The following is a 23,666-nucleotide window of genomic DNA, read 5'->3' on the forward strand; positions in this document are numbered from 1 at the left end:
ATCAAATTGCCGCGAAAAGGGGAAGCCGACGGCTCACTGCCAAGACCAGAGCTTAAGATTAAATTGAGCAGAAATCAAAATACTGTTCAATTTATTTTATTTGCGCGCGGAGAGGCCTGACCCAGAGCCCTCAACTCGCGTCGAAAAATGCTTAGAGGGGTCCAAAACTTCGAGTCAGCCTCGAAAAAGAGTGGAATGCAGGAGGGGAAAAATTAGCGTACGGAAACGCAAAGCCCCCGATAAACGGGGGCTTTTGTTTGCGCGATGGGTAGTTCTTTAAGGTCAGCGGCGGGTGCGCGAGGTAGAACCCATGATCAGCGCGCCCAGGAGTTTTTTCACCCGGACCGGGAACAATCGACGCCCCGCGGCTTCTGGCACGAGGATTTCGCTCAACACGTAACGAATGATCATTTCGCAGATCAGCTCACGGTCAAGACGCACCCCGAGGCGTTCGTCCCAGTCGTCGAAAACGATGCCCAGGCCATCCTGAAAGCGCACGATCGAATCGTGGAAAATCCGTCGGAAGAAGCCCAGCGCGTAGTCGGGTGCAACCACCAGAAGACGCCGAGCCCGACTTTGCTCCAGGTAGTTGTCGAGATAGGCAAACAGCGCATTCAAGCGCGCTTCAGGATCACTGATGTGACCGAGTTCCTGGGACAGCGAGCTGTGAAAGCTTTCGCGCTTGTGGCGTGAAAAGGTGTCCAGCAAGTCCTCTTGCGAAGCGAAATAGCGATAAAAGGTGCCACGGGAAACGCCCGCTACCTGGCACACATCCAGGATCGAAATACGATCCGCGCCAGACATCAGCACGACTTCCTCAGTGGCTTTAAGGATGTTGGCAATGGTTTCTTCCGAACGGCGATTCGGCTTGACTTTGGTTCCTGCCACTGAGTTGGCAGCAGCACGTCGCTCGACGGGTTTAGCCGGGCTCGCCCCTGCTTCAGGTGGCGCATTTTTTTTGGGTTTGCTAGCCGGCGCTGGCGCCTCTGCTTTCTTGGGTGCGGCTTTTGGCATGGCGTGACAGGCTCATGAAGAGTAAAGATTGTGCAACGTTAGCACAGGATCTGTGCATAAATAACACTATATGTTCAACTTATTGCTAAAGACATTTAAGACGTTTGTATTTAGAATCAGATTCTCTCTTCAAAATAAAATCAGGCAACCCGACCGCTTACGGATGCCTAAAGGAGAAAACTGATGGGTAGCAGTGGAAATCCAGACACCTGGGCAGTGGGAGAACGAGACACTGTCATTGACGCGTTAGATCGCGCGGTAGCAAGGCATCCAGACAAAATATTGCTGGATTTCAGCGGTGAGTTATACACATATGCTCAGGTTGACTCACTTTCCACCAAGATGGCCAACGCACTTGCCACCCTGGGCGTCAAGGCCGGTGAAACCGTGCTGACGATGCTGGATAACAATATCGATGCCGTCACCACCTGGCTGGCCATCAACAAGCTCTGCGCCGTGAGTGTGCCGATCAACACCGCGCTCAAGGGCGAGTTCCTCCGCCATCAGATCGCCGATACCGGCACCTCGGTGGTAATTTGCGAAGCAGCCTACCTGCCACGCATCACCCCGCTCGCCTCACAACTGCAGGACGTCCACCACATTCTTCACCGTGGCACCCTCGAAGCAGTTCCTGATTGCCCGATTCGTATTGCGCCACTGGATGAATGGCGTGGCCATGACGCCACCCCACTCGTCAATAAACCGCAACCTTCAGACCTCGCCTGCCTGATTTACACCTCGGGTACAACGGGCCCTTCCAAGGGCTGCATGATCAGCTACAACTTCATGTGCAATCTGGCGCGCCTGCAACTACGTGCCGGTCCGGCCAGTGCCGACGACGTCACCATCACGCCGCTGCCGCTGTTTCACATGAATGCGCTGTGTGTATCCATCATTGCCAGCATTCTGGTGGGCGCGCGCGCCGCCATTCTTGCGCGGTTCTCGGTCTCGAATTTCTGGCCGGAAGTGGAGCGCTCGGGCGCGACCATTGCCTCGATCCTGGGTGGCATGGGCGGCCTCCTCGCCCAGGCGCCAGATAACGAAGCGATGTTGCGCTGCGTCGGGCAGATCCATACCGCCCGTGGCAACCCTTATACCGAAGAAACCAAAAAGATCTGGCGCGAGCGCTTCGGCACCAAGCTGGTAGGCGGCAACGGCTATGGCCTGACCGAAGCCTGCGTTATCACTTCGCTGGCTGCCGGGGAATACGCCGCGCCCGGCTCGTCGGGTAAACGTATTGCAGATTTTGACGTTAGGATCGTCGACGACCTCGATCAGGAAGTACCGCCCAACTCCCCTGGCGAAATCGTGGTGCGCCCGCTCCGTCCCGACATCATGTTCCAGGGCTACTGGCGTCGTCCGGAGGATACCCAGAAGCTGATGCGCAACATGTGGTTCCACACCGGCGACGTTGGCAAATTCGATGATGATGGCTTCTTCTACTTTGTCGACCGCAAGAAGGACTACATGCGTCGCAGGGGGGAGAACATTTCCAGCTTTGAAATGGAAGCAGCCTTTGCTTCTCACCCGGCACTGGCCGAAGTGGCGGTGCATGCCGTGCCTTCTGATAAAGGCGAGGATGATGTGAAGGTGACTGCCGTACTGCATGAAGGCGTGACGCTAGACCCGGAGCAGCTGTTCCATTGGGCCACCGACTCGGTGCCCTACTATGCCTTGCCGCGCTACATCGAGTTTCGCAGCAGCTTGCCGAAAAACCCGCAGGGTCGGGTGTTGAAGTATCTGCTGCGCGATGAAGGTAAAACCGCCGCCACCTGGGATCTGGAAACCACATCGATCGTGGTGTCCAAAAAGTAACGGTCCTGCCCGGTATGTCTCGTCGATCCAACGTCGAAAGCCCGCTTTGAAGCGGGCTTTCGCGTCTCTTGGGCCTGGAGCCTTCTTTGCAGGAGCGAGCTTGCTCGCTCCTGCATCAACCGGGGTAATCAATACTCGCGCACGGGAATGCCTTTGGGGCGGGAGTTGTAACCGGGTAAGTGCAGGCCACCATCGACGTGAATGGTCTCGCCAGTGATAAAGCGCGACATCTCCGAAGCGAGGAATACCACCACCGGCCCGATATCAGCTTCAGGCTCGCCACAGCGCCCCAACGGACGCATCGAAGCGGACATTTCGGCAAACCCCGGGTTCTCTGCAGCGAGTTTGTGAAAGGTCGCACCCATCGCAGTCGGTGCGATGGCATTGGTTCGAATGTTGAACCGCCCCCATTCAGAAGCCGCGCTACGAGTCAGCCCCACGATCGCTGCCTTTGCCGTGTTGTAGTCGCCGTGCAACCAGGCGCCGATCTCGATATCGATGGAATAGAAGTTGATAATCTTGCCGCCGCCTCTCGCTTTCATGTGGGGCAGTGCGGCTTTCATCGCCCACCAGGCCGCCCACACTGTAGAACCGAGGGTTTTCTCCAGCATCGCGTCGGTTTTTTCTTCCAGAAGGACATTGGGTGTTGGCGCAAAGGCGTTGTTAACCAATATGTCCAGACCACCGAACTGATCAACGGCCAATTGCACGGCAGCTTCGATATCGGCCTTGCTGCACACGTCGGTCTTGATGAACACCGCTTGGGCACCCAGCGCTTTGAGTTCGGCGACTATGGCCTCGCCACTGGTGACATCCAGCTCGGCGACCACCACAGCAGCGCCCTCTTTGGCAAAGTTCAGCGCGATACCGCGGCCTATTCCGCCACCTGCACCGGTAATCAACGCGACCTGTTCGTTTAGCAGTGCCATAGCCACTCCATTTCTTGTTTTTTAGTGAACATTTTTGGTTATAGTGTTCAAATATAGCTGATTTCGTCAGCCTGAACAGCATTGAAGCAAGGATATTGAGGATGAGTGTATTTCGTCGCCGCGTAGACATCATTGCTCATCCCGGCAATGGCACGGGCGAAGTCCGAGCCGCGCTGGAAGACGACTTCCACCACTTCCGTGTCTGGGTCTGCCACCATCAAGGTGAAGTCACCGCCATTGGCGGCGAAGCGCTTCGCTACCCTTATTCCTTGTGCCCTCAGGCTTGCGATCAATTACAGCACCTGGTGGGCATGAAACTGGACCGGATAGCCCACTCGGTCACCCGTCAGACCGATGCCAGTCATCAATGCACCCATCTGCTGGACCTCGCGGGCCTCGCTGTCGCGGCGGCCGCTCGAGGCCCCCACCAGCGCCGTTATGACATCAACGTCGGCCAGCGTATTGCCAATCACACTCGCGCTACGTTGCTGTGCGACGGCGTTGAAAAGCTGAGCTGGGAAGTCGATGGCACCCTGATCGAAAGACCAGCCCCCTACTGCGGCATCAACCTTCGCGAAGGTATGGCACGCTGGGCACTGAGCACCCTCAATGAAGAAGCCGCCGAAGCGGCTCTTTTGCTTCGCCGCTGCACCCTGATTTCGATGGGGCGTGCGTACAACCTCGACGCCCAGATTCACGCCGCTACCAGCGCCCTCTGCTACAGCCAGCAACCCGAACGTGCGGAGCAGGCACTGCGCATGAAAGGCTCGACTCTGGATTTCAGCCACGAGCAGCTCAAGTTGTGCGCAGAGGATCAGCAATGGCTGAGACAACAGCAATAGCCGCTTCGCTCTTGCGTCAAGAACAGAGCGGCCAATGCCTTCAAGGTACGGCGATCCGGGTTCAAACCAGACCGCCGGTACGAACTAGAGGAAGACGGCCAGATTGGGTGTTCCAAGCACCGCCTGGTCAATGATGACTTCGCGCCGCGCCAACTTGAATCCCACTTCACTCAGGCGCAGCACATCACGCCGTTCGCCACTGATAATGTCGACGTGGTGGTCCTTGAACCGGCTACGGGTCAGCAGCAGGTAACTGGTCACCACAAACTCATCGCTCTTGTCGGTTTCTTCGACAAACACGTTGGTCACCAGACGTCGGGTACGCGAAGGAGGATCTTCCGCCCAGGCACTTTTGCCGGACAGGCGCAGGATTCGGCCCATGATCGAGCGGTAGTCATCGTGGTAATGCTGAACGCTGCGCACGATGGTGGTTTTCAACTCGGCGGCCAAGCGCGTCTGGCGTAGCGGCACTGTGTACACCAGGTCGGTGTCCAGGCGTTCGGCCCACTCCTGCAGGCGAATCTGGTCCAGCAGCGTGGCTTCCTCGTAGAGAAAGGTCACCACATCGTTGTAAATCGGCGAGCCTACCGGTACTCGCTTGGTACCGACTGGGGAACCCGGCTGGATATCCTCCACACCGCGTTGTTGAACCTGAGCCATGAGTCATTCCCTCACTTTTATTCTTGTTAATGCGGTTTCCAGCAACTGCGGCCCCTCAGGACCGCAGTCATACCAGGCGTAACAGACGCTTTACTTGTCGTCCGATGCAGTCATCAGCTCATGCCAGTACAACCACCAGTGCCACTGGGTATCGTCCTTGGTGAAACCTTCGTTGACGATGCCCGGGCCAGGCCAGCCTTCCGGCGCCCCCGTTTCAAAGACTGCCTGGTACTTCATCGTGCTCTTGCGGCCCATCGCCCCCTTGGCAGCCAGCGTCATGTGCGGCCAGGTATCGGAGTCATCCTGCTCGACCATGCCGGACGTGCCGAACAGCTGGATGGTTTGCTTGAGCATCTTGTCGCGCAATTCCGGGGAAGCGTCTTTCTCGGCAAATACCCAGTTGACGAACTCGAGCTTGTCCGGACCTTGCGGCACGTAGGCGTGCAGGGTCATCGAGCCGACGACAGTGCCATCCGGCTGCGGAATGTAGACAAAACCGAAAAGAATGTTCGGGAACATTCCACCGACTTGCGGCGGCATGCTGGTGAGCACTTTCAACTGATCTTCGGTCAAGTTGCGTGCCAGCTGTTCGACCATGTCGGCGGTCATGCCGGCAGGCGGCAATGCTTCGAGCTTCTGCTGCACACTCAACTCTGCCGGATCGAGGCCGGTCAGGCGCTTGATCTTGCGCGCCAGGTCGATGCAGCGCAGGGCATGGCCATGGGGCGAGCTGATTTCAACTCCGATCATTTCCGGGCTGAGGTCGGCTGTTTCACCCTCGCCTTTCTTGGCGTAATTGCCCACTTCGCCCAGCCAACGGTGCAAGGTCAGTGTGTGGAAACCGTCAGCCGCCGATTGCTCGCCAGCCGTTTTCCAGTTGGCGTTAACGATAAAGCGCTGCGGTGGGCCGAGTACTTCCATGCCCTTGTCGGAGCGGCAGAACAGCATGTCGTAATACCACTTGGCATCGCCGAGGAATTCGTCAAACGACGGCCCATCGATATTCCAGGTCGCAAAGACCAGACCGCCGTACAGCGTGACCCGTGCCTTTTTCAGGCCCAGTTCTTCTTTTGGCAGCATCTTGCCGTGCATGCACTCACGCTCGACGGGTGAGCCGACAAAGTCGCCATTCGGGCGGAAGGCCCAGCCGTGGTAGATGCATTTATGAATTTGCGTGTTGCCACAATCGGCGGTGCTGATGCGCATGCCGCGGTGCGGGCACACATTGAGGTTTACAAACACCTCGCCCTCTTTACCACGGGCAACAATGACCGAGTCGGAGCCCAGGTCGCGGACCATGAAGTCCCCGGAATTGGGGATCTCCGACTCGTGACCCAGGAGTACCCAGATCTTGCCGAAGATTTTTTCCATCTCCAGCTCGTAGATTTCGCGGTCAGACAACACGCGCATTTGTACTTCACGGCTAGAGGGATAGATGAGGTCAGAGACCTTGGTTCCATCAGACAATACGGGGCTTGTTCTTGTTAGCATGATTGCCTCCTGATCAGAGCGTCACGACAGTAGTCGCAGCGAAATATAAGACACTTTCTCTATTTATGTACATAGAATTCACTTTGTACTTGTAAGTGAATTCTTCCGTCATTCACGTACGCGTCAATCCTTGTTCGATGCCTTGCCCGCTTGAGTGCGCAGCACACCAATGCCGTCGATCTCCAGTTCAACCACATCGCCAGGCTTCAAATAACGCAATTGCTCCAGGCCGCAGCCGTTGCCGACCGTGCCGGAGCCCAGAAACTCGCCGGGGTACAGGGTTTCCGAGCGGGACACGTGGGCAATCACGTCTTCGAAACTCCAGCGCATATCGCGGGTATTGCCGCGCCCCCACTCCTCGCCATTGACCCGGGCGACCATGTTCAGGTCATAGGGATCACCCAGCTCATCGGCTGTCACCAGACAGGGGCCCATGATATTGGCGGTATCAAAATCCTTGCTCTTGGCCGGGCCGAGCATGCCGGGCATTTCCAGGGCCTGGGCGTCGCGGGCACTCATGTCGTTGAAGATGGTGTAGCCGACGATATGCGCCCGGGCGGCTTCACGGCTGATGTCCTTGCCGCGCTTACCGATGTAGCAACCGAACTCCAGTTCGAAATCCATCGCCCGGCTGTAGCTCGGCCATTGAAATTCATCGTCGATGCCAATCACCGCGAAACGGTTGCCCTTGTAGTAAATAGGCTGCTTGTTGAAAGTCTCGATGACCCGATCGTCAGCGCGGGTGTTCATCGCTTTCAGCGTGGCTTCCGGGTCTTCGGTACGCAGCGCACGGGCACGACGGGCCGCCGCGAAGCTCTGGCGCAGATGCAATTCGAAGCAGGAACAGTCGCGCATTTGTGGAGGCGGCTGGATCGGTGCACGCAGCTTCACGCTGGCACGCTCCAGCACCGCCGCCGAGGGTGCCTTAGCGACCAGTGAGCGGGCCAATTCCAGCGCCGGTTCGCCGGCCTCTACCAAAGCCAGAATGCTGCTCAACGCCACACTGTCACGACCTTCCAGCAAGCGGTAAGCGTGTTGCAGGTCGAGTACCTGCTGATCCCGATTGAGCAATGCACCCGCGCGCTCAAACCCTTCGGCGTCGGTATACGTCACCAGTCTCATACGCGACCACTCACGGGGAGCAGCGCACCGGTTACTGCTGCGGCTTCGTCGGATAAAAGAAACGCCACTACCGCCGCCAACGCCTGCGGAGTGACCCAGCGGCTGCTGTCAGCATCAGGCATGTCGGCGCGGTTGGCGGGGGTGTCAATGATGCTCGGCAGCACAGCGTTGACCGTTACACCACGATCCTTCAGTTCCTCGGCCAACGCCTCGGTCAACCGGGCCACACCGGCCTTGGAGGCGGCATAAGCCCCCATACCTGTTGCGGCTTTGACAGAGGCCAGCGCGCCAATGTTGACGATGCGCCCGGCCTTGGAATCCAGCAGGTGTGTCAACGCGGATTGAGAACTGACCACTGCGGTACGTACGTTCATCTGATAGAGGCGATCCCAGGTCAGCAGGCTGCCACCTTCGACGGTCTCCCAGGCAAACCCGCCCGCGACATTGACCAAACCGTCGATGCCACCCAAATGCCCCGCGACCTGCTCGAACGCAGCGCTGGCCGACTCGCTCGAAGTCAGGTCGACACCACCCAGGCACAGCAGGTTTTCCGTATCCAGCAAGGCAGCTGGGGCCTCGCTACGATCCAGCAACGCCACCCGGGCGCCTCGCGCCAGCAGAAATTTGCCAAGTGCGCTGCCGAGGGCACCAAACCCGCCGGTGACGACTACCCTCTTGTCCAATAGTGATTGGGACATCGCGAAATCCTCTTGTTGTTGTTTTACGGCGCGAACGGTCGATTCGCGCCTTTGTCCGGATGAATATATGACACTTTTAGAAAATATGTACAAATGATACCGTATGACTTCAAGTCAAACACTCACCTGCGGACCGCTGATGCCTAGAAAACTGCCTGCACTCAACGCCGACAACCGCGCCTTCTGGCAAGGCGGTCAACAGGGCGAACTGCTCGTTCATCGCTGCGCAGCCTGTAGCCGGTATTTCCACCCGCCCGCCCCGCTCTGCCCGCATTGCGCAAGCTTCGACGTGGCGCCGCAAGCGGTGTCCGGCAAGGGCACCGTACTTAGCTTCACCATCAACTATCAACCCTGGACCCCCGACCTGGAGGTGCCCTATGTGGTGGCGATCATCGAGCTCGTTGAGCAACCCGGCTTGCAGTTCGTGAGCAACGTGGTGGGCATGCCGGTCACGGATGTACATATCGACATGCCGGTACGGGTCAGCTTCCTCAATGTCGAGGATGTGTGGTTGCCTCTGTTCGAGAAGGATCAGTGATGTTCGATCATCGTTATGAAAAAGACGTAGCCATTACCGGTATCGGGCAATCAGAGATCGGCCGACCGTCTACCAAGTCAGCGATGCGCCTGACCCTGGACGCCTGCCTGGAAGCCATTGCGGACGCCGGCCTGCAACGTAGCGACATCGACGGCGTGGCCTGCTGGCCGGGTGATAACAACAATGGCGACCCGTTCTCACCGGTCGGTCCCAGTGCGCTGAAGAGCGCCCTTGGGCTCAACGTCAACTGGTTCGGTGGCGGTTATGAAGGGCCCGGCCCGCTTACCGGGGTCATTAACGGGGCCATGGCGATTGCGGCGGGCCTGTGCAAGCACGTACTGGTGTTTCGCACCATCACCGAAGCGTCAGCCCGTATGCTCAACAAACAGGCCGGCGCACTGACCAACAAAACCCAGGGTCGCGACAGCAGCTACGCCTGGCAGTGGTTTACCCCGTTCAATGTGCAATCGGGCATCAATCTGATGGCGTTGTATGCCCAGCGTCACTTCCATGAATACGGCACCCGACCGGAGCAGCTGGCGCAGATAGCCCTGACGTGTCGCCAGAACGCCATGCGCAACCCCAAGGCGCTGTACCGCACGCCGATGAGCATGGACGACTACATGGCATCGCGAATGATTTCAACGCCTCTGCGCATGTTCGACTGCGACGTGCATTGTGATGCGTCCACCGCCATCATCCTGTCCCGTCGTGATATCGCCCAGGACCAGCCAAATAAACCAATTCGCATCGAGGCCATGGGCGCAGCGTTGAACCAGCCCTGGTCGTGGGATCAGATCTCCCTGACCAAAATGGCCGCCTTCGATGTTGGCGAGATGATGTGGGCACGCACCGACTACACCCCGCAGGATGTTGAATCTGCGCAGTTGTATGACGGATTTTCGATCTTGACCCTGATCTGGCTTGAAGCCCTGGGCCTGTGCCCCATTGGGGAAAGTGGCGCGTTCGTCGAGGGTGGCACGCGCATCGCACTGGAGGGCAGCTTGCCCATCAATACCAATGGCGGGCAGCTGTCTGGCGGACGCACCCACGGCCTGGGTTACGTGCATGAAGCCTGCCTGCAACTGTGGGGTCGTGCCGAAGGCCGGCAAACCCGCGAACACCGCGTCAGTACGGTGGCAGCCGGAGGCGGCCCGCTGGGGGGTAGCCTGCTACTGGTTCGCGAGTAACGGCGCGCCTCAGTAGAGTACGCCGGCCACTTCGCTGCAGAACTCGATCAGCGCCTTGCCCAGTTCGGCAAGGCCCTCTTCATCCCGTTGGCCACGGAACATCACCGCTGACACGGTGAAATCGATGCTGTTGGTTGGTGAGAAGACCGGCGCCGCAATGGCAAGAATCCCCCCCGAAAAATGCCCATCGTCCATTGCCCAACCGCGCTCGGCGGCCTCTCTCACTTCTTCGCGATAGACCTCGAGCGACAGCGGCTGGGCCCAGCGAATCGTCTCGAAACTGCTCTGTACTTCCGGATCGTCGAGGTCGATCTGCGTAGCGAACAACCGGCCGCTGGCGCCCATCAGAATTGGCAGACGCTGACCTTCAGCCATGTCGATACGCACATCGGTCGGGCTCGCGGCGGAACTGACAATGACGATGCGGTCAGGGCTCATTTTGCGCCACAGGGTGATGGTCACCCGCTGGCGTGCAGCCAGGTTCTGCAACAGGGGTTTGGCCATTTGCACGCGGTGACCCTGAGTCACCAATTGTTCAACCAGGCGCGCCAGGCCCAGGCCCACGGTGTAACGCTTGGAAAGGGCACTGAAATCGACCACCTCCTCTTGCACCAGGGTGCGCAGGATGTTGAAGCAGGTACTTGGATTGATTTTCAGTTGCCGGGCGATGTCCACTGAACGTTCCGGCGTGCCCACCTGACTGAGATAGCGCAAGATGCGTATGGCGTTGGATACAGGCTTGACGAGGGTTGCGCCGGCCGATTTGCTGCTGTCGTTGACGTCAGTGAGTTCCATGCCCAATCCAGTAACTTTAGAGTGGCGCCATTCTAACCTGAGAATGATTGGCGCCGTAAAAGTTTTATCTGGGAATTACTCGAACACTTCAATCGGTTAATTTCACTGGCGGCTGATAGATCAAACGACGGGTTTGCAGATCTTCGCGACGAAAACGCTCGATGAGACGCTCTTGGGCCTGGTCGGCCTGGGTCACCCGAACCTGTTGGCGCAAGTATTCCAGCCATGACTCGACAATAAAGCGCTCGCTGTAGAGTTGCGGGTCCGCCATGTCGCGGTACAAACGCCAGTTTTGCGCACCGTTGCGCCGTCGCGCCTTGCCTACCGCGTATACGGCAGCCAGAAATTCATCGCGGTCCGGCGCCGCCACCTGGTACACAATCTCCACCGATACCGGTCCTTCGGAATGGGACACCGGACTGGCCAGCTGGAGTGTGTCGGTCAACTGCACCTCGGCAAAGTCTGCTTCCTGGCCCAGTTCCACATGGCCATTTCGGGTCAGCGCGATGCCGACCAGCAACAACAGTGTCGAGAGCAGCAAGCTCTGGCTCAATCCCAGATACTCGGCCAATGCCCCCCATATCGCACCGCCGGCCGCCATCGCGCCCATCAGGATCAACACATAGACCGATGCGACCCGTGCGCGCACCCAATTGGCGGCATAGGTTTGCACCACCGTTGAAATGGTCGCGTTGACCGCCATCCAGCCGAACCCTGCCAGCAGCAGCATTGCGCAGACCGCGTAGCGGTTGTTGGATAGCGCGGCAGTGAGGGTGGCGAGGGCAAAGGAAATGGCGCCGCAAACCAGCAGATGACGCATGCCCAATACGCGATACAACCGCGGCAAGCTCAGCGCAGCCAATACTGCACCGGCACCAAGAAACGCCATGAGCAAGCCATAACCACCAGCGTCCATACCCAATTCCTGCTTGGCCACCAGTGGCAGCAAGGCCCATAAAGCACTGGCACTCATGGTGAACACAAGAACCTGCTTCATGGCGCTGAACAGGACCGCTGAATGCCGGATATAGCGCAGGCCACTGCGCATGCCACCGGTCAGGGTTTCCGGTGGCAAGCCCACGGCAGGCGGGTTGGGCGCGATACGAAAGAGGAAGAGGAGCACCGCGAACATACACAGCGCGATCACCAGAAATACCGAGGTCGTGTTCCAGTATGCAATCAGTGCACCCGCCAACGCGGGGCCCAAAGCCCGGGTGGCATTGATGGAAATTCCGTTCAAGGACACTGCAGCCGGCACCTGGTCGCGAGGCAGTACGCCGACCATGGTCACCATCCACGCCGACATGCCCAGCGCACTGCCAGTACCGAGCACAAAGGTAAACGCCAACAAGCCCCAGGTTTCCATGTGCGCGCTGTACGCCAGCACACACAACACCAGTGCGGCGAACAGCATCATGCACTGGGTAATGATCAGCCAACTGCGACGGTCTACCCGATCGGCAATCACCCCACCGGGAAAGGCAAACAGAAATACCGGTAGGGTCACGGCGGTTTGCACCAGAGAGACCATGGCTGCCGACGTCGTCAATGTGGTCATGATCCACGCCGCGGCGACCGTCTGCATCCAGATAGCCATGTTGACCACTGCGGCTGCCAGCCATAAACCGCGGAACGCTTTGTTGCGAAACGGCGCCCACGCCGAACCCTCGCTCATCATCACTCCTCAGCGGCTACGCCAGTCAGTTTCAGGGATTACTTGTCCAGCGGCTGACCCAGTCGCCCCGCCGCACGGGCGGGGATGAGTTGGCGTGGCGCAGCGATGGTATTGCTCTGTCGACCGATACCTGCAATCTCAGCCTCGACCCGATCACCCGGCCGTAAAAAACGCCCGCTTTCCAGTCCTACGCCGTGGGTGGATCCGGTAAACACCAGGTCGCCAGGACGCAGACTGATGCGTGCATCCAGATAATTGAGCAACTCATCCAGGGGAAAAATCATCTGCCGGGTATTGTCCTGCTGGCGCAGTTCATAGTTAACGCTCAGGCGCATATCTAAAGCCGGTTGCCCCGTTACACCCAGTTCGTCCGCGGTCACGATCCATGGACCTACCGGTGTGGTGCGGTCCATGGCTTTCTGGGTCAACAGGTCCAGACGACCAATCTGCTTGCCGGCATCGCGCGCACTTATGTCATTGCCCACCGTATACCCCAGCAGGCAGTCGCTGGCATGCGGTTCATCCAGCAACGGGCGGCCCACTACGGCGACCAGTTCCACCTCGTAATCAAGCTGGGTGGTCAGCGGCGAATAATCGATCTCGTCATAGGCACCAACCAGCGCTGACTCCGGTTTCATGTACGCCAACGGGTGCGCCGGAGAATCACTGCCAAGGCGCTTGAGGTGGCTGAGGTAATTGAGGCCCACACCAAAAACCCGGCTACCGGGTTCCAATGGCGCAAGCAGGCGCGCAGCCGACAACGGCAACCATTCGCCACTCGGGTCGAGGGCGTCTGGCGCAAGATCCGCCCCTAGCCCGGCCCAGTGGGCGAAAGGAGCATTAATTCGCCGAAAGCAATCAGCTTGCGCATTCAGCAACGCCCAGAACGCTTGCCCGGCAACTTCGACCCGCGCCAGACGCATGTCAGCGCTTGGCCAAGTAGGTCGGCAGGTACTCGGCGTCGAGCACTTCTTCCGGCGTCTTGACGCTGGCGCCGAGAATTGGCCCGACCATTTCGTGGCCCCACAGGCTGAGTTTTTCTGGATTCAGCTCATAGGGATCGCCTTGCCATGGCTCGATTTCAGCAATGGTCTCGAAGGCGAACCCGGACGGATTGAAATGGTAGAACGACAGATGGGGGTCCTGGGCATGTTGGCCGAGGGTCATCATCATCGGCAGTTCACGCTGACGCACGATGTCGTAGGTCTCACCGACATCACGCACGTTGCGTACAAACAGCCCGACATGCTGCACGCCCATGCGACCCGGTCCGTGACCATAAGCGATGTCATGGCTGGTGTGATGGTTGAGTTTGGAGCGGAAGAAACCGGTTCGTCCCTTGCCCGCACCAGCGCCATACCAGCTGAAACCCATGACATTAAGCAGGAAGTCTTCCAGTTCCGGAGTGTAGTCCGGGGTGATCAGCACCACATGACCCGCACCCCGTTCGTCGGCAAGGAAACCACTGTGCGGGCGGCCCGGCTGGAACGAGCGCGGCAGCCATTTTTGCCCGTAAAACAATTCGTGCTGATACCCCACCGGGTCACGAAAACGCACTAATTCACGCACGCCACGCTTTTCGCACAGCTCAGCATCACCGCGAGTGAAGTCGACATTGGCGGCTGCCAGCTTCTTGATGCCGTCCTCGAACGCCATGCGCCCCACCGCTTCCCAACCGATGTAGACAATGCGGTCTACCTTGCCAGGATGAAAAGCGAAGCGATGCCGACGATCATCGATCTTGAAGTACAGCGAATCGGGATCACTCTCGGGGTTCTTGCCTATGCCAAAACCCATCACCTGAGGGCCGTACTCACGCCACGCTTGGAGATTGGGGGTCTCAAAGCCCATGTAACCGATACCGATGATGTCCACGTTATTCACCTTGTTATTGTTCGAGATGAAAGGGTGCCGGTAGCCCATGCCAGGGCGCCGCGCGTGCTAGATCGCGAGTAACCCGCCATCGATGACGAAGTCCGAACCGGTAATGAATGAAGCCTCATCCGAGGCGACAAAGACCGCCATTGCCACCACTTCCTCGGGTTCGCCGGGGCGATCCATCAATACGCCATCCAGCAGCATGGCGCGCATTTTGGGGTCTTCCAGAAAAGGCCGGGTGCCAGGCGTCGCGACAAATCCCGGGCTCAAACTGACCGCACGTATACCGAACGGCGCCCCTTCTACCGCCAACTGGCGAGTGAAGGACACCACAGCGCCCTTTGCAGCCGAATGCGCGGAAATGCCGGCCACTTTCGAGCCACCCCATGCAGCGGTGGACGATACATTGATGATCACTCCGCGCTGTTCGGCCAAGTGGTGCCATGCATATTTGGTGGTATAGAACAGCAGGTCGATTTCGTTGCGCATGGTGTACTGCCAATCTTCGATCGACAGCTCGCTGACCAGCCCGAAGCGTGCGGCGGAAGCGTTGTTGTACAGGATGTCGATGCGCCCGTGTTCAGCCACGGCGGCATCGATCCAGGCCTTGGCCTGTTCATGATCACCCAGGTCCACGGGTGCCGAGCCGTACAGGGTAAAACCCTCGGCCTGCATCAACGCTGCAGTCTCCTCGTGACCTTCGGCATTGAAATCGCAACCGACCACAATCGCCCCTTCACGGGCAAAACGTAGCGCCGCAGCCCTGCCCTGGCCGCCGCCTGTACCGGTTATCAGCGCGACCTTGTTTGGTAATCGACCCATTAGCACATCCTCACCTCAGTGGTTATCACGTTTGCGGCAGGCGCTCACGCCATCAAACGGCTTCGTCATCCGGGGTGATGGGCTCAAGCCAGATGGCCTCCGCGGGGCAAGCGGCTGCACCCTCACGAGCCTCCTCCTCCAACTCCGGCGGCACGCGGGCATCGTCGAGGTACACCATGCCATCGGCATCAAGCTTGTACAGGCTGGGGCAAATCGCAGCACACAAACCATAACCACAGCAGCGGCTTCGGTCGGCCACCGCTTTGAACTGCGCTTTTTCTGAACTCATTTTTTTCTCCTTTATCAGGTTCAGCTTTTGCAAATTATGAACACTTATTTATTTTATGTGCAATTAATTTTTAACGCGGATATGCTGAGGCTCATCCGCTGTCCCTGATCATTGCCTTGGCTTAAAAAAAGGGAATCGCAGCAGGATGTTGAACACGGCTGGCTTCAGAGTGATTCAACCGTGGGTGCAACGCATGAAATTCGTTTGTCCGTTAGTCAGATAGCTGCGCTGGACAAAGCCGAATTTCTGATTTTATTCTGATTAAAAAACCAGATTCTGTTCAAAGAATCTGCTGGCGGTGATTCACATCACCACTTGTAGCAGTGCTTGGCTCAACAAAACCTATAAGGAAGCCAACTCCATGCACCCGTCTAGAAACGAAGCGGCAATCGATCTGCGCGAATTCCGCCAAAGCTGGAAAATCCTGATTTTGTCGGTCGCCGGAGTGGCCATCAGCATCAACGCCGCCCTGCTCTATGGTTTCGGCACACTGGTCGTGCCGCTCGGCGATGCCTTTGGCTGGAGCAAAAGTGAGCTGCAAGCCTGCATCACCTTTCTGTTTGGCGGCGCGGTGGTGTCATTGCAGTTGGTGGGTTGGTTCAACCTGCGCTACGGCATGAAGCGCGTTACCGTTATTTCCCTGCTGTTGTTGTCACTCGGTTACCTGGCAACCACGCAGCTGACCCAATCGATCTGGTCGATGTACATCGCCTTTGCACTGCTGCCCATCGTCGGCATGGGCGCGCTGGCCGTAACCTGGACCCAGCTGATCAGTCTTTGGTTCGACAGCAATCGCGGCCTGGCGCTCGCCATTGGTCTGTCCGGGACTGGTGTCACTGCCGCCATCATTCCCCGGCTGATGGCCTGGGGCATCGAGCAATGGGACTGGCGCGCGGCCTTCGTGATTCTCGCGCTGCTCAATCTGTTGGTGCTGCTGCCGCTGATTCTGCTGTGGTTCAAACTACCCTCTGTTGCCGGTCACCGTGACGGCGGGCGTGCGCTGGAGCAATTGCCCGGCATGTCTTTTCGTGAAGGCATGGGCTCGCTGAAATTCTGGACCTGTAACCTGGCGCTCAGCCTGGTGATTTCTTCGATTGTCGGCATGGTCACCAGCACCGTGCCCATGCTGCAAGCCCGAGGCCTATCCGCGGGGGACGCGGCCACCATTTTCAGCTGCTTTGGTATTTCGCTGATCTTCGGCCGCATGCTTATCGGCTATCTGCTCGATCGTCTGTGGCCGCCGATTGTGTCTGCGATCAGCCTGGTGCTGCCCGCTATCGGTTGTTTCATCTACCTGAGCCCGACCACCGAATTTGCCCCGCTCATGCTGGCGGCGGTGCTGGTTGGTTTTGGCGCCGGGGCGGAGTTCGATATTGCCGCGTTCCTGATTGCCCGCTACTTCGGCTTGCGCGAATACGGCCGCCTGTTCGGCGTGCATCAGGGCCTCAATACCGTGGCTTCGGCGCTGGCGCCGTTGCTCTTTGCGTACATGCTGGCGCGCACCGGATCGTATAACGCCATGCTGGTTTATAGCGCCGCCTGCTGCCTGATCGGTCCGCTGTTGCTACTGACCCTTGGGCGAGTGCCGCACTTCAACGTGCAAACCATTCCCAGCCAATCCTGAGCCCCCTAACAAGAATCGGAGCAGAACATGCCCACATTGACATTTATTGAACACAACGGCACCGCCCATCAAGTCAAAGGCGACATCGGCCAGTCGGTGATGCAAGCCGCGACCTTCGCCTCGGTGCCGGGTATTTCTGCCGACTGCGGTGGTGCCTGCAGTTGCGCCACCTGTCACACCTATGTCGACGAGGCCTGGCTGGGCAAGGTGCAAGCGGCGGAAGGCATGGAGAACGACATGCTCGAGTACGCTTTCGAACGTCGCGACAGCAGCCGCTTGAGCTGTCAAATGATCATCAGCGAAGACATGGACGGCATGGTTTTGCACCTGCCGTCGTCGCAATTCTGAATGCGCGTGAAGGAGTTCCCATGACCCTCGCCTCAGTCGTTATCGTCGGTGCTGGCCAGGCCGGATTTCAGGTCGCTGCCTCCCTGCGCCAGGAAGGCTTTGACGGGCGCATCACCCTGATCGGCGATGAGCCAGGCCTGCCCTACCAGCGCCCGCCATTGTCCAAAGCCTATCTGCTCGGCAAGATCCAGGCGACCAATCTGCTGTTTCGTCCTGCTGATTTCTACACCACCCAGCGCATTGAACTGCTGCATGACCAGGCGACCGCGATCGACCGCCTGAACCGACGCGTGGTGTTAGCCTCGGGTGCTGCTGTCAGTTACGACCATCTGGTACTGGCGACCGGAGCCCACAACCGCCCCCTGCCGGTTCCCGGCGCAGAGTTGCCGCAAGTGTTCGGTATCAAAACCAAAGCCGATGCCGACGCCCTGGCGCCGCTGGCGAAAGAAGCGCGCAACGTGGTGGTGATTGGAGCCGGGTTTATCGGCCTCGAGTTTGCGGCGGTGGCCGCTGCCCTAGGGGCTAATGTGCACGTACTGGAGCTGGGCGAGCGTCCCATGGCTCGTGCCGTGTCGCGGGAAATGTCGGAATTGTTTCGCCAGGCCCATGAAGCGTGGGGCGTCCATTTTGACTTCCGCCAGGGTTTAAGCCGCATCGACGGCGATAACGGCAAGGTGTGCGCGGTACAAACCGGTGACGGACGTGCACTCCCTGCTGACCTGGTGGTGTTTGGTATCGGTGTGATTCCCAATGCGCAGCTGGCGACTGAAGCCGGTCTGGACATCGAGAACGGCATCAAGGTGGACGCCAGCCTGCTGACCTCTGACCCGCAAATTTCCGCGGTAGGCGATGTCGCCAGCTTCCCGTGCCTGCAAAACAATGAGTTACACACCCGCCTCGAGTCGGTGCAGAACGCCATCGACCAGGCCCGCACAGTGGCTGCACGCTTGATGGGTAAACCGGCACCTTATAGCGCCCTGCCCTGGTTCTGGACCGATCAAGGCAACTTGAAACTGCAGATCGCCGGACTCTCGCATGGCTATGACAGTACCGTCGTGCTCGGTTCAGTCGAAGAACATCAAGCGTCTGTGCTGTGTTTCCGCAATGACCGTCTGGTGGCCGTGGAGTCCTGCAATCGCATGGGCGATCACATGGCGGCGCGCAAGATTCTTGCTCGCGCGCCCAAGCTGACGGCAGTTGAGGCCGCCACTGACGGGTTCGATCTGAAAGCTTGGGAAGCGGCCAACCGCGACTGAACGTCGTACTGATCTTTCACACCCGCTGCCGCGCCCGCCTTAAAGCTGACGCGGCATTTTTTTGCACAACGACTGGAGCGATGCAATGAACAAAGTCTGGTTTATTACCGGTGCGGCCCGAGGCTTGGGTGCTGCCATTGCCAAAGCCGCATTGGCTGATGGTGACAGCGTGGTGGTCAGCGCCCGGCGTATCGAACCGCTGGAAATTGTCTTTGCCGAGTACGGCGAACGCGTGCTGGCAGTGGCCCTGGATGTGACCGACGAAGCCCAGGCACTGGCTGCCGTAGAAACTGCCGTGGCGCGTTTTGGCCGAATCGATGTGCTGGTCAACAACGCCGGTTATGGACAACTGGCGCCGTTTGAAGACAATTTCGCCAGCGACGCCGACCAGCAGTTCGCGACCAATGTGTTCGGTGTGTTCAACGTCTGCCGCGCCGTGCTGCCTGTCATGCGTCAGCAACGCAGTGGCCGGGTGTTCAACGTGTCTTCAATGGGTGGCATGGTCGGGATGGGTGGTGCGGCGCTGTACTGCGCGTCTAAATTTGCTGTGGAAGGTTTTTCCGAATCCCTGGCCCAGGAAGTGGCGCAGTTCGGGATCAAGGTCACGCTGGTGGAGCCCGGGGTTTTCCGTACCGACTTTCTCGACCCCAGCTCCGCGGTCTTCGGTACACGCGGGTTGGAGGATTACGCTGCATTCACCGCCAAGGTCAAAGGCGCTTCGGCCGCCTACAACCATCAGCAAACCGGCAACCCGGCTAAACTGGGCGATGCGCTGGTGCTCCTGGCCAACAGCGAACATCCACCGTTGCGTTACCTGGCGGGTTCAGACGCTTATCAGCAGGTCAGCGACAAGCTCAACAGGATGCTCGCGGAAATCGAGCAATGGCAGCAGCTGTCCCATTCCACCGATGGCGTCTAGGCGACGACGCGCACAGCCTTTCTGACAAGGCTGTGCGCAACGATTACTGGTTGATGAAGTAACGTACGGACAACTTTCCTTCTTCAAACCGATACAACTCGATCGTCTCGATACCGCCTTCCTGCTCGCGAAAGGCGTTCAGGTGATGGCACGCCGCTTCATTGCCATTGACGATGCACTGGCGCACTTCAACGCGAATCTTCGGTTGCTGCTGCGCCCACATGCCTTCCAGTACCTGCCAGGCATCGGCCTGGGGCTTGCCGACGTATTCGATACTCAAGCCGTTGGCCGAGACGCTGCGGTAGTGAGCGAAAAAGCCGTCTTTGTCGCCCCGGTTCCAGCAGTCGATCTGCCCGTGCAGAAAGTGCTCGATGGTGTGTTTGTCCATGCTCATTTCACGTTCATCCTCAAGTGGGTTCAGGCATGTGGTCGTAGCTGGAGGTTTTGCTGACGGGCGAGGAATTTTGGCTCCATTCTCAACCACAGCAGAATGGTCGGGCCGACAATGGCGCAGCAGAAACAGCACACCAGCACAGCGGAATAGCTGCCGTACAGGTCATAGAGATGGCCGAACAGCATGGGTACCAGACCGGAGACAATGGTGATCAGGCACAGGTGCAGACCAAATATCCGCGCGTAGTCTTTCAAGCCGAAATAGCGCGCCATCAGGAATGCCGCCAGATCGAACTCAGCTCCGGCACTGGCGCCGATGCACAGGGTCGCCAGCACCAGCAACGGTGTGTTTTGCGCCCCGCCAAAGAGAAAGATCGCGCAGCCCAATGCGGGTAGCGCCAGGCTCACGGCGGCCACTACTGAAGGTGAATAGCGGTCCAGCAGATAACCCACCAACAAGCGCCCGCCGATGATGGAAATACCAAAGGTACTGAAGATCTGACTGGCTTGCTGCGCACTCAGGCCCTTGCTTTGCAGCATCGGCACCATGTTGGTGACCATGCCGACGGTCAACGACACCGACAATATCAATGCAACGTTAAAGCCCCAGTACATCCCTGAGCGCACTGCTTGTTTGAAGGACATGCCGGACAGCTCCGGAAGTTCCTTCTGCGTTGTCGCGTCAGGACTGGCGAGCAGCGCCGGCATGCGCAGCCACATCAATGACAAGGGCAACGTAAACAACAAAGGCATCGCCCCCAGCGCAATAAACCCGGCTTGCCAACCGTAGGCGGCAATCAGCCGCGACAACAGCGGTGGCAGAATCATCGCCATCAGCCCGGTGCCACACAGAATCACGGCCAGCGCCAAACCACGGTTACGCTCGAACCAGAGGTTGACCAGTTGCGTCCAGGTGATCGCAATGGTTCCGGCACAAATGATCGGCATGCTGAAAAACGCCAGGTACAACCAGCCGATCGAACCCTCAATCCGCGTGATCGCAAAGTAACCGACGATCTGCAGCACGATCGAAACAATCGCTACCCGGCGCAGCCCGAACCGACGGTACAGCCAGCCGACCAGTTGCGTGGAAATCGCCACACCGGCGAACAGAAAGGTGATGGAGGCCTGCAAGTCGCCCCGGCTCCAGCCGAACGCCTGTTCCAGCGGAATCACCAGGGTGCCGAAGGCGTACAGCAACGCAGCGGTAATACTGGTGCAGATGCCAAACAGGCCCAGGACAACCACGCGCCAGCCGCGCTTGAACTCGGAAAAATCATTGCCGGCGTGGGCCGTGGTGTTGCTACTGCGTGTATCCGATGTCATGACCTGACTCCCATCGCGGACGTGCGGGTTGATTAATGGCCCTTGAGGATTTCTTCGACCTTGGGCAGCGCGATCATGGTGGCGCCGCCATCCACCAGCAGCGAAGTGCCAGTGATATAGGAAGCCTCGTTGGAGGTCAGAAACAGCACGGCGTTGGCAATGTCGGCGGACTCGCCCAGACGCCCTACCGGGAAATGTGCAGCGAGTTTATGCGGCAGTTCATTGCCCAGGGTTTCGAGCATGTGATCAGTGCCGATCAGTCCGGGCTCGACGACGTTGACCAGAATATTCATGGCACCGAATTCCACCGCCAGGCCGCGGGCGAAGGCATTCATGAAGGCTTTGCTGGAACCATAGGCAATCAGGCGAGGGGTGTATTTGCGGTTGGCTTCGCCGGACGAGATGAAAATCAGCCGGCCTTTGTCGGCTGCTTTCGACAGATAAGGTGCGCAGTCCTTGGCCAACCAGAACAACGATTGAATATTGCTGCGAACGATGTGATCAAACGTATCATCGGCCATTTCGGCGATCAGCCCGTGACTGGTATCGGCAGCGCAATGCACCACGATGTCCAGGCCACCAAAGTGCTCTACACCATCTTGCACCATTGACTTGATCGCCTCGCGGTCGGCGATGTCGCCACCGACCAGGCAGGCTTGCGCGCCCAGGGCCTTGATCTGTGCGATCGTTTCTTCACCGTATCGAGCGGTGCGTGCCGACACCACCACCTTGGCGCCTTCTCGGGCATAGGCCAGGGCAATGGCGCGACCCATGCCTCGACCTGCACCGGTGACCAGCACGACTTTGTCGCGGAATTTCATCGTGATTCCTCATTGTTGTTATTGGTGGAGGCTACTGATACAACGCGTACGCTCCCCTGTAGGAGCTGCCGAAGGCTGCGATCTTTTGATCTTGCCTTCAAAAGTCAAAGTCAAAAGATCGCAGCCTTCGGCAGCTCCTACAGGGGTAAAGGTTTCGGTCAACTGTTTACAGGTCTTTGCCTGGCACATTGCGGGCCGAGCCATTACGCCGGTCCGATTCACCCCAGCCCAGCCAGTGTGAAGGCTCACGGGTATCGCCAACCCGACGCCAACGGCCTTCCTGCTGCGCAGTGATCGGGAAGCCACCGACGAAGTCGATCATCTCGCCCTTCTCATCAGGCAAAAACTCCCACTCTTCCTTGCCTTCCAGCACGATTTTCGCGGATTTGAGGAAGTAGCTTCCGTCCTTGTGTTCGGTGTTTCCTTCGATATCGGTGGTGACCCGAACCTCGCCTTTTTCATTGTTGAAAATGGCGTAGCCCAAGTGGTCGTGACCGACCATGAAAGAGCCGGTATCCCAGGTGCCATCTTTATAAACGGTGACGAAGGACCACCAGATCACATGCTTGTTGTTGTTCACCACCAAGTCTTTCTTGAAGTGAATGGCGCCGCCTTCGGCCATGTAGAACTGGTCCAGCGCCATGGCGCCTTTCACCGGACGCCCCTCGCAGACACCGGCGATATCCCACAACTGCGAAACATAAAAGGTGCCCCATTCCACGCCTGGCAGGTACCACTGCAAACCTGGGCCAAGCAGTCGGCCTTCGAGGTGAAACAGGCCTTCTTCCTTCCAGGTCAGGCGTTCGCTGCTGGCGGTGATCTCCCAAGAGTTGCCGGGTTCGCCCGGGTGGCTGGCCCAACGTGCGACATCGCCTTCCAGGCTGTGTACCGGCAGTGGTGTCAGCGCCTGGCGGGCCATTTTTTCGTGGTCCATGCGCAGGTTGACGTTATCGACGTGATTGTTCAGGTAGAAGAACTTGGTTGGGTTGGGGGTGCCATTGGGCGCCATCAGCGACCGTACGAATGAGTAAATGTTGCCTTGCTCATCGCGCACAGAACCGAACGGCGAACTTTTGCTCAGGTGCAGGCCGAAGAAGCCGCGTTCGGCTGACATCGAAGCGCCGGTGACCTTGTGCGGCCCAACCAGTTGTTGAAAGCCGAAATCACCGCGTTCTGGAATGGTTTTAAACGTTCTCATGATGCCCTCTGTTGTTTTTGTTG

The 23,666-nt window shown here is 58.4% G+C and carries 24 protein-coding genes; 8 read left to right on the top strand and 16 right to left on the bottom strand.

Annotated elements, in window-relative coordinates; all coding sequences use genetic code 11:
* Positions 1-282 precede the first annotated feature (282 nt).
* On the bottom strand, positions 283-1,014 hold the full coding sequence (locus tag FQ185_RS08040) for a TetR/AcrR family transcriptional regulator (protein ID WP_057005051.1): 732 nt from the start codon (positions 1,012-1,014) through the stop codon (positions 283-285).
* 183 nt (positions 1,015-1,197) lie between these two features.
* On the opposite strand from FQ185_RS08040, the gene FQ185_RS08045 reads away from it, so the two are divergent.
* Entirely contained in the window at positions 1,198-2,829 is a 1,632-nt protein-coding gene (locus FQ185_RS08045; protein WP_057005050.1) for an ATP-dependent acyl-CoA ligase, read from the top strand.
* Between the two features lie 128 nt (positions 2,830-2,957).
* On the opposite strand, the gene FQ185_RS08050 is transcribed toward FQ185_RS08045, so the two are convergent.
* Positions 2,958-3,758 carry an SDR family NAD(P)-dependent oxidoreductase gene (locus tag FQ185_RS08050; protein WP_126588877.1) on the bottom strand — a complete coding sequence of 267 codons (801 nt, stop codon included), beginning with the start codon at positions 3,756-3,758 and terminating at the stop codon, positions 2,958-2,960.
* Positions 3,759-3,859: 101 nt separating this feature from the next.
* On the opposite strand from FQ185_RS08050, the gene FQ185_RS08055 reads away from it, so the two are divergent.
* Positions 3,860-4,600 carry a DUF2889 domain-containing protein gene (locus FQ185_RS08055; protein WP_057005048.1) on the top strand — a complete coding sequence of 247 codons (741 nt, stop codon included), beginning with the start codon at positions 3,860-3,862 and terminating at the stop codon, positions 4,598-4,600.
* Between the two features lie 84 nt (positions 4,601-4,684).
* On the opposite strand, the gene FQ185_RS08060 is transcribed toward FQ185_RS08055, so the two are convergent.
* The 4 genes from FQ185_RS08060 to FQ185_RS08075 all read right to left on the bottom strand — a co-directional run bounded on the left by FQ185_RS08060 (position 4,685) and on the right by FQ185_RS08075 (position 8,571).
* On the bottom strand, positions 4,685-5,260 hold the full coding sequence (locus FQ185_RS08060) for an aromatic-ring-hydroxylating dioxygenase subunit beta (protein ID WP_057005047.1): 576 nt from the start codon (positions 5,258-5,260) through the stop codon (positions 4,685-4,687).
* 90 nt (positions 5,261-5,350) lie between these two features.
* Complete coding sequence (locus FQ185_RS08065; RefSeq protein ID WP_057005046.1) at positions 5,351-6,751, bottom strand: aromatic ring-hydroxylating dioxygenase subunit alpha; 1,401 nt, start codon at positions 6,749-6,751, stop codon at positions 5,351-5,353.
* Positions 6,752-6,874: 123 nt separating this feature from the next.
* Positions 6,875-7,873, bottom strand: coding sequence for a fumarylacetoacetate hydrolase family protein (locus tag FQ185_RS08070; protein ID WP_020300788.1), 999 nt, complete (start codon positions 7,871-7,873; stop codon positions 6,875-6,877).
* Positions 7,870-8,571, bottom strand: coding sequence for an SDR family NAD(P)-dependent oxidoreductase (locus FQ185_RS08075; RefSeq protein ID WP_020300789.1), 702 nt, complete (start codon positions 8,569-8,571; stop codon positions 7,870-7,872). Before FQ185_RS08075 ends, FQ185_RS08070 begins: the two co-directional genes overlap by 4 nt.
* A 139-nt stretch (positions 8,572-8,710) precedes the next feature.
* Here FQ185_RS08075 and FQ185_RS08080 point away from each other — a divergent pair, with 139 nt between their 5' ends.
* Both FQ185_RS08080 and FQ185_RS08085 read left to right on the top strand, forming a co-directional pair.
* The gene (locus FQ185_RS08080) at positions 8,711-9,109 is read left to right on the top strand and encodes a Zn-ribbon domain-containing OB-fold protein (RefSeq protein ID WP_020300790.1); all 399 of its coding nucleotides are present in this window, start codon (positions 8,711-8,713) and stop codon (positions 9,107-9,109) included.
* On the top strand, positions 9,109-10,299 hold the full coding sequence (locus FQ185_RS08085) for a thiolase family protein (protein ID WP_020300791.1): 1,191 nt from the start codon (positions 9,109-9,111) through the stop codon (positions 10,297-10,299). Before FQ185_RS08080 ends, FQ185_RS08085 begins: the two co-directional genes overlap by 1 nt.
* Before the next feature lie 9 nt (positions 10,300-10,308).
* Here the strand turns inward: FQ185_RS08085 and FQ185_RS08090 are convergent, their stop codons facing one another.
* The 6 genes from FQ185_RS08090 to FQ185_RS08115 all read right to left on the bottom strand — a co-directional run bounded on the left by FQ185_RS08090 (position 10,309) and on the right by FQ185_RS08115 (position 15,758).
* Entirely contained in the window at positions 10,309-11,094 is a 786-nt protein-coding gene (locus FQ185_RS08090; protein WP_020300792.1) for an IclR family transcriptional regulator, read from the bottom strand.
* Positions 11,095-11,182: 88 nt separating this feature from the next.
* Positions 11,183-12,769 (bottom strand): MFS transporter, encoded by a 1,587-nt coding sequence (locus FQ185_RS08095; RefSeq protein ID WP_020300793.1) that lies wholly within the window; start codon positions 12,767-12,769, stop codon positions 11,183-11,185.
* Between the two features lie 38 nt (positions 12,770-12,807).
* Complete coding sequence (locus FQ185_RS08100) at positions 12,808-13,692, bottom strand: fumarylacetoacetate hydrolase family protein (RefSeq protein WP_020300794.1); 885 nt, start codon at positions 13,690-13,692, stop codon at positions 12,808-12,810.
* Between the two features lies 1 nt (position 13,693).
* Positions 13,694-14,644, bottom strand: coding sequence for a VOC family protein (locus FQ185_RS08105; protein ID WP_032904513.1), 951 nt, complete (start codon positions 14,642-14,644; stop codon positions 13,694-13,696).
* A 66-nt stretch (positions 14,645-14,710) separates the two neighbouring features.
* A complete protein-coding gene (locus FQ185_RS08110) occupies positions 14,711-15,469 on the bottom strand; it encodes an SDR family NAD(P)-dependent oxidoreductase (RefSeq protein WP_020300796.1) in 759 nt (252 codons plus the stop codon).
* A gap of 52 nt (positions 15,470-15,521) precedes the next feature.
* On the bottom strand, positions 15,522-15,758 hold the full coding sequence (locus FQ185_RS08115; RefSeq protein WP_020300797.1) for a ferredoxin: 237 nt from the start codon (positions 15,756-15,758) through the stop codon (positions 15,522-15,524).
* Between the two features lie 361 nt (positions 15,759-16,119).
* Here FQ185_RS08115 and FQ185_RS08120 point away from each other — a divergent pair, with 361 nt between their 5' ends.
* From FQ185_RS08120 to FQ185_RS08135, 4 genes are all read left to right on the top strand, one after another.
* Positions 16,120-17,382 carry an MFS transporter gene (locus tag FQ185_RS08120; protein ID WP_020300798.1) on the top strand — a complete coding sequence of 421 codons (1,263 nt, stop codon included), beginning with the start codon at positions 16,120-16,122 and terminating at the stop codon, positions 17,380-17,382.
* 27 nt (positions 17,383-17,409) lie between these two features.
* A complete protein-coding gene (locus FQ185_RS08125) occupies positions 17,410-17,730 on the top strand; it encodes a 2Fe-2S iron-sulfur cluster-binding protein (RefSeq protein ID WP_020300799.1) in 321 nt (106 codons plus the stop codon).
* 20 nt (positions 17,731-17,750) lie between these two features.
* On the top strand, positions 17,751-18,986 hold the full coding sequence (locus FQ185_RS08130) for an NAD(P)/FAD-dependent oxidoreductase (RefSeq protein ID WP_020300800.1): 1,236 nt from the start codon (positions 17,751-17,753) through the stop codon (positions 18,984-18,986).
* Positions 18,987-19,071: 85 nt separating this feature from the next.
* A complete protein-coding gene (locus FQ185_RS08135; RefSeq protein ID WP_020300801.1) occupies positions 19,072-19,905 on the top strand; it encodes an oxidoreductase in 834 nt (277 codons plus the stop codon).
* 43 nt (positions 19,906-19,948) lie between these two features.
* Here FQ185_RS08135 and FQ185_RS08140 read toward each other — a convergent pair whose 3' ends face one another.
* The 4 genes from FQ185_RS08140 to FQ185_RS08160 form a co-directional block, all read right to left on the bottom strand.
* On the bottom strand, positions 19,949-20,299 hold the full coding sequence (locus FQ185_RS08140; RefSeq protein ID WP_020300802.1) for a nuclear transport factor 2 family protein: 351 nt from the start codon (positions 20,297-20,299) through the stop codon (positions 19,949-19,951).
* A gap of 23 nt (positions 20,300-20,322) precedes the next feature.
* A complete protein-coding gene (locus FQ185_RS08145; protein WP_057005043.1) occupies positions 20,323-21,624 on the bottom strand; it encodes an MFS transporter in 1,302 nt (433 codons plus the stop codon).
* 32 nt (positions 21,625-21,656) lie between these two features.
* A complete protein-coding gene (locus tag FQ185_RS08150) occupies positions 21,657-22,445 on the bottom strand; it encodes an SDR family NAD(P)-dependent oxidoreductase (RefSeq protein WP_020300804.1) in 789 nt (262 codons plus the stop codon).
* 166 nt (positions 22,446-22,611) lie between these two features.
* Complete coding sequence (locus FQ185_RS08160; RefSeq protein WP_020300805.1) at positions 22,612-23,643, bottom strand: hypothetical protein; 1,032 nt, start codon at positions 23,641-23,643, stop codon at positions 22,612-22,614.
* Positions 23,644-23,666 lie beyond the last annotated feature (23 nt).

This window comes from Pseudomonas sp. ANT_H12B (assembly GCF_008369325.1).
GTDB lineage: Bacteria > Pseudomonadota > Gammaproteobacteria > Pseudomonadales > Pseudomonadaceae > Aquipseudomonas.

What these genes read in the sequence shown, in the direction of transcription:
- FQ185_RS08150 (WP_020300804.1), bottom strand. Translation starts at nt 22,445, where the DNA reads ATGAAATTCCGCGACAAAGTCGTGCTGGTCACCGGTGCAGGTCGAGGC.
- FQ185_RS08040 (WP_057005051.1), bottom strand. Translation starts at nt 1,014, where the DNA reads ATGCCAAAAGCCGCACCCAAGAAAGCAGAGGCGCCAGCGCCGGCTAGC.
- FQ185_RS08060 (WP_057005047.1), bottom strand. Translation starts at nt 5,260, where the DNA reads ATGGCTCAGGTTCAACAACGCGGTGTGGAGGATATCCAGCCGGGTTCC.
- FQ185_RS08145 (WP_057005043.1), bottom strand. Translation starts at nt 21,624, where the DNA reads ATGACATCGGATACACGCAGTAGCAACACCACGGCCCACGCCGGCAAT.
- FQ185_RS08130 (WP_020300800.1), top strand. Translation starts at nt 17,751, where the DNA reads ATGACCCTCGCCTCAGTCGTTATCGTCGGTGCTGGCCAGGCCGGATTT.
- FQ185_RS08045 (WP_057005050.1), top strand. Translation starts at nt 1,198, where the DNA reads ATGGGTAGCAGTGGAAATCCAGACACCTGGGCAGTGGGAGAACGAGAC.
- FQ185_RS08135 (WP_020300801.1), top strand. Translation starts at nt 19,072, where the DNA reads ATGAACAAAGTCTGGTTTATTACCGGTGCGGCCCGAGGCTTGGGTGCT.
- FQ185_RS08115 (WP_020300797.1), bottom strand. Translation starts at nt 15,758, where the DNA reads ATGAGTTCAGAAAAAGCGCAGTTCAAAGCGGTGGCCGACCGAAGCCGC.
- FQ185_RS08050 (WP_126588877.1), bottom strand. Translation starts at nt 3,758, where the DNA reads ATGGCACTGCTAAACGAACAGGTCGCGTTGATTACCGGTGCAGGTGGC.
- FQ185_RS08085 (WP_020300791.1), top strand. Translation starts at nt 9,109, where the DNA reads ATGTTCGATCATCGTTATGAAAAAGACGTAGCCATTACCGGTATCGGG.
- FQ185_RS08080 (WP_020300790.1), top strand. Translation starts at nt 8,711, where the DNA reads ATGCCTAGAAAACTGCCTGCACTCAACGCCGACAACCGCGCCTTCTGG.
- FQ185_RS08055 (WP_057005048.1), top strand. Translation starts at nt 3,860, where the DNA reads ATGAGTGTATTTCGTCGCCGCGTAGACATCATTGCTCATCCCGGCAAT.
- FQ185_RS08100 (WP_020300794.1), bottom strand. Translation starts at nt 13,692, where the DNA reads ATGCGTCTGGCGCGGGTCGAAGTTGCCGGGCAAGCGTTCTGGGCGTTG.
- FQ185_RS08120 (WP_020300798.1), top strand. Translation starts at nt 16,120, where the DNA reads ATGCACCCGTCTAGAAACGAAGCGGCAATCGATCTGCGCGAATTCCGC.
- FQ185_RS08110 (WP_020300796.1), bottom strand. Translation starts at nt 15,469, where the DNA reads ATGGGTCGATTACCAAACAAGGTCGCGCTGATAACCGGTACAGGCGGC.
- FQ185_RS08160 (WP_020300805.1), bottom strand. Translation starts at nt 23,643, where the DNA reads ATGAGAACGTTTAAAACCATTCCAGAACGCGGTGATTTCGGCTTTCAA.
- FQ185_RS08070 (WP_020300788.1), bottom strand. Translation starts at nt 7,873, where the DNA reads ATGAGACTGGTGACGTATACCGACGCCGAAGGGTTTGAGCGCGCGGGT.
- FQ185_RS08065 (WP_057005046.1), bottom strand. Translation starts at nt 6,751, where the DNA reads ATGCTAACAAGAACAAGCCCCGTATTGTCTGATGGAACCAAGGTCTCT.
- FQ185_RS08090 (WP_020300792.1), bottom strand. Translation starts at nt 11,094, where the DNA reads ATGGAACTCACTGACGTCAACGACAGCAGCAAATCGGCCGGCGCAACC.
- FQ185_RS08095 (WP_020300793.1), bottom strand. Translation starts at nt 12,769, where the DNA reads ATGAGCGAGGGTTCGGCGTGGGCGCCGTTTCGCAACAAAGCGTTCCGC.
- FQ185_RS08140 (WP_020300802.1), bottom strand. Translation starts at nt 20,299, where the DNA reads ATGAGCATGGACAAACACACCATCGAGCACTTTCTGCACGGGCAGATC.
- FQ185_RS08125 (WP_020300799.1), top strand. Translation starts at nt 17,410, where the DNA reads ATGCCCACATTGACATTTATTGAACACAACGGCACCGCCCATCAAGTC.
- FQ185_RS08075 (WP_020300789.1), bottom strand. Translation starts at nt 8,571, where the DNA reads ATGTCCCAATCACTATTGGACAAGAGGGTAGTCGTCACCGGCGGGTTT.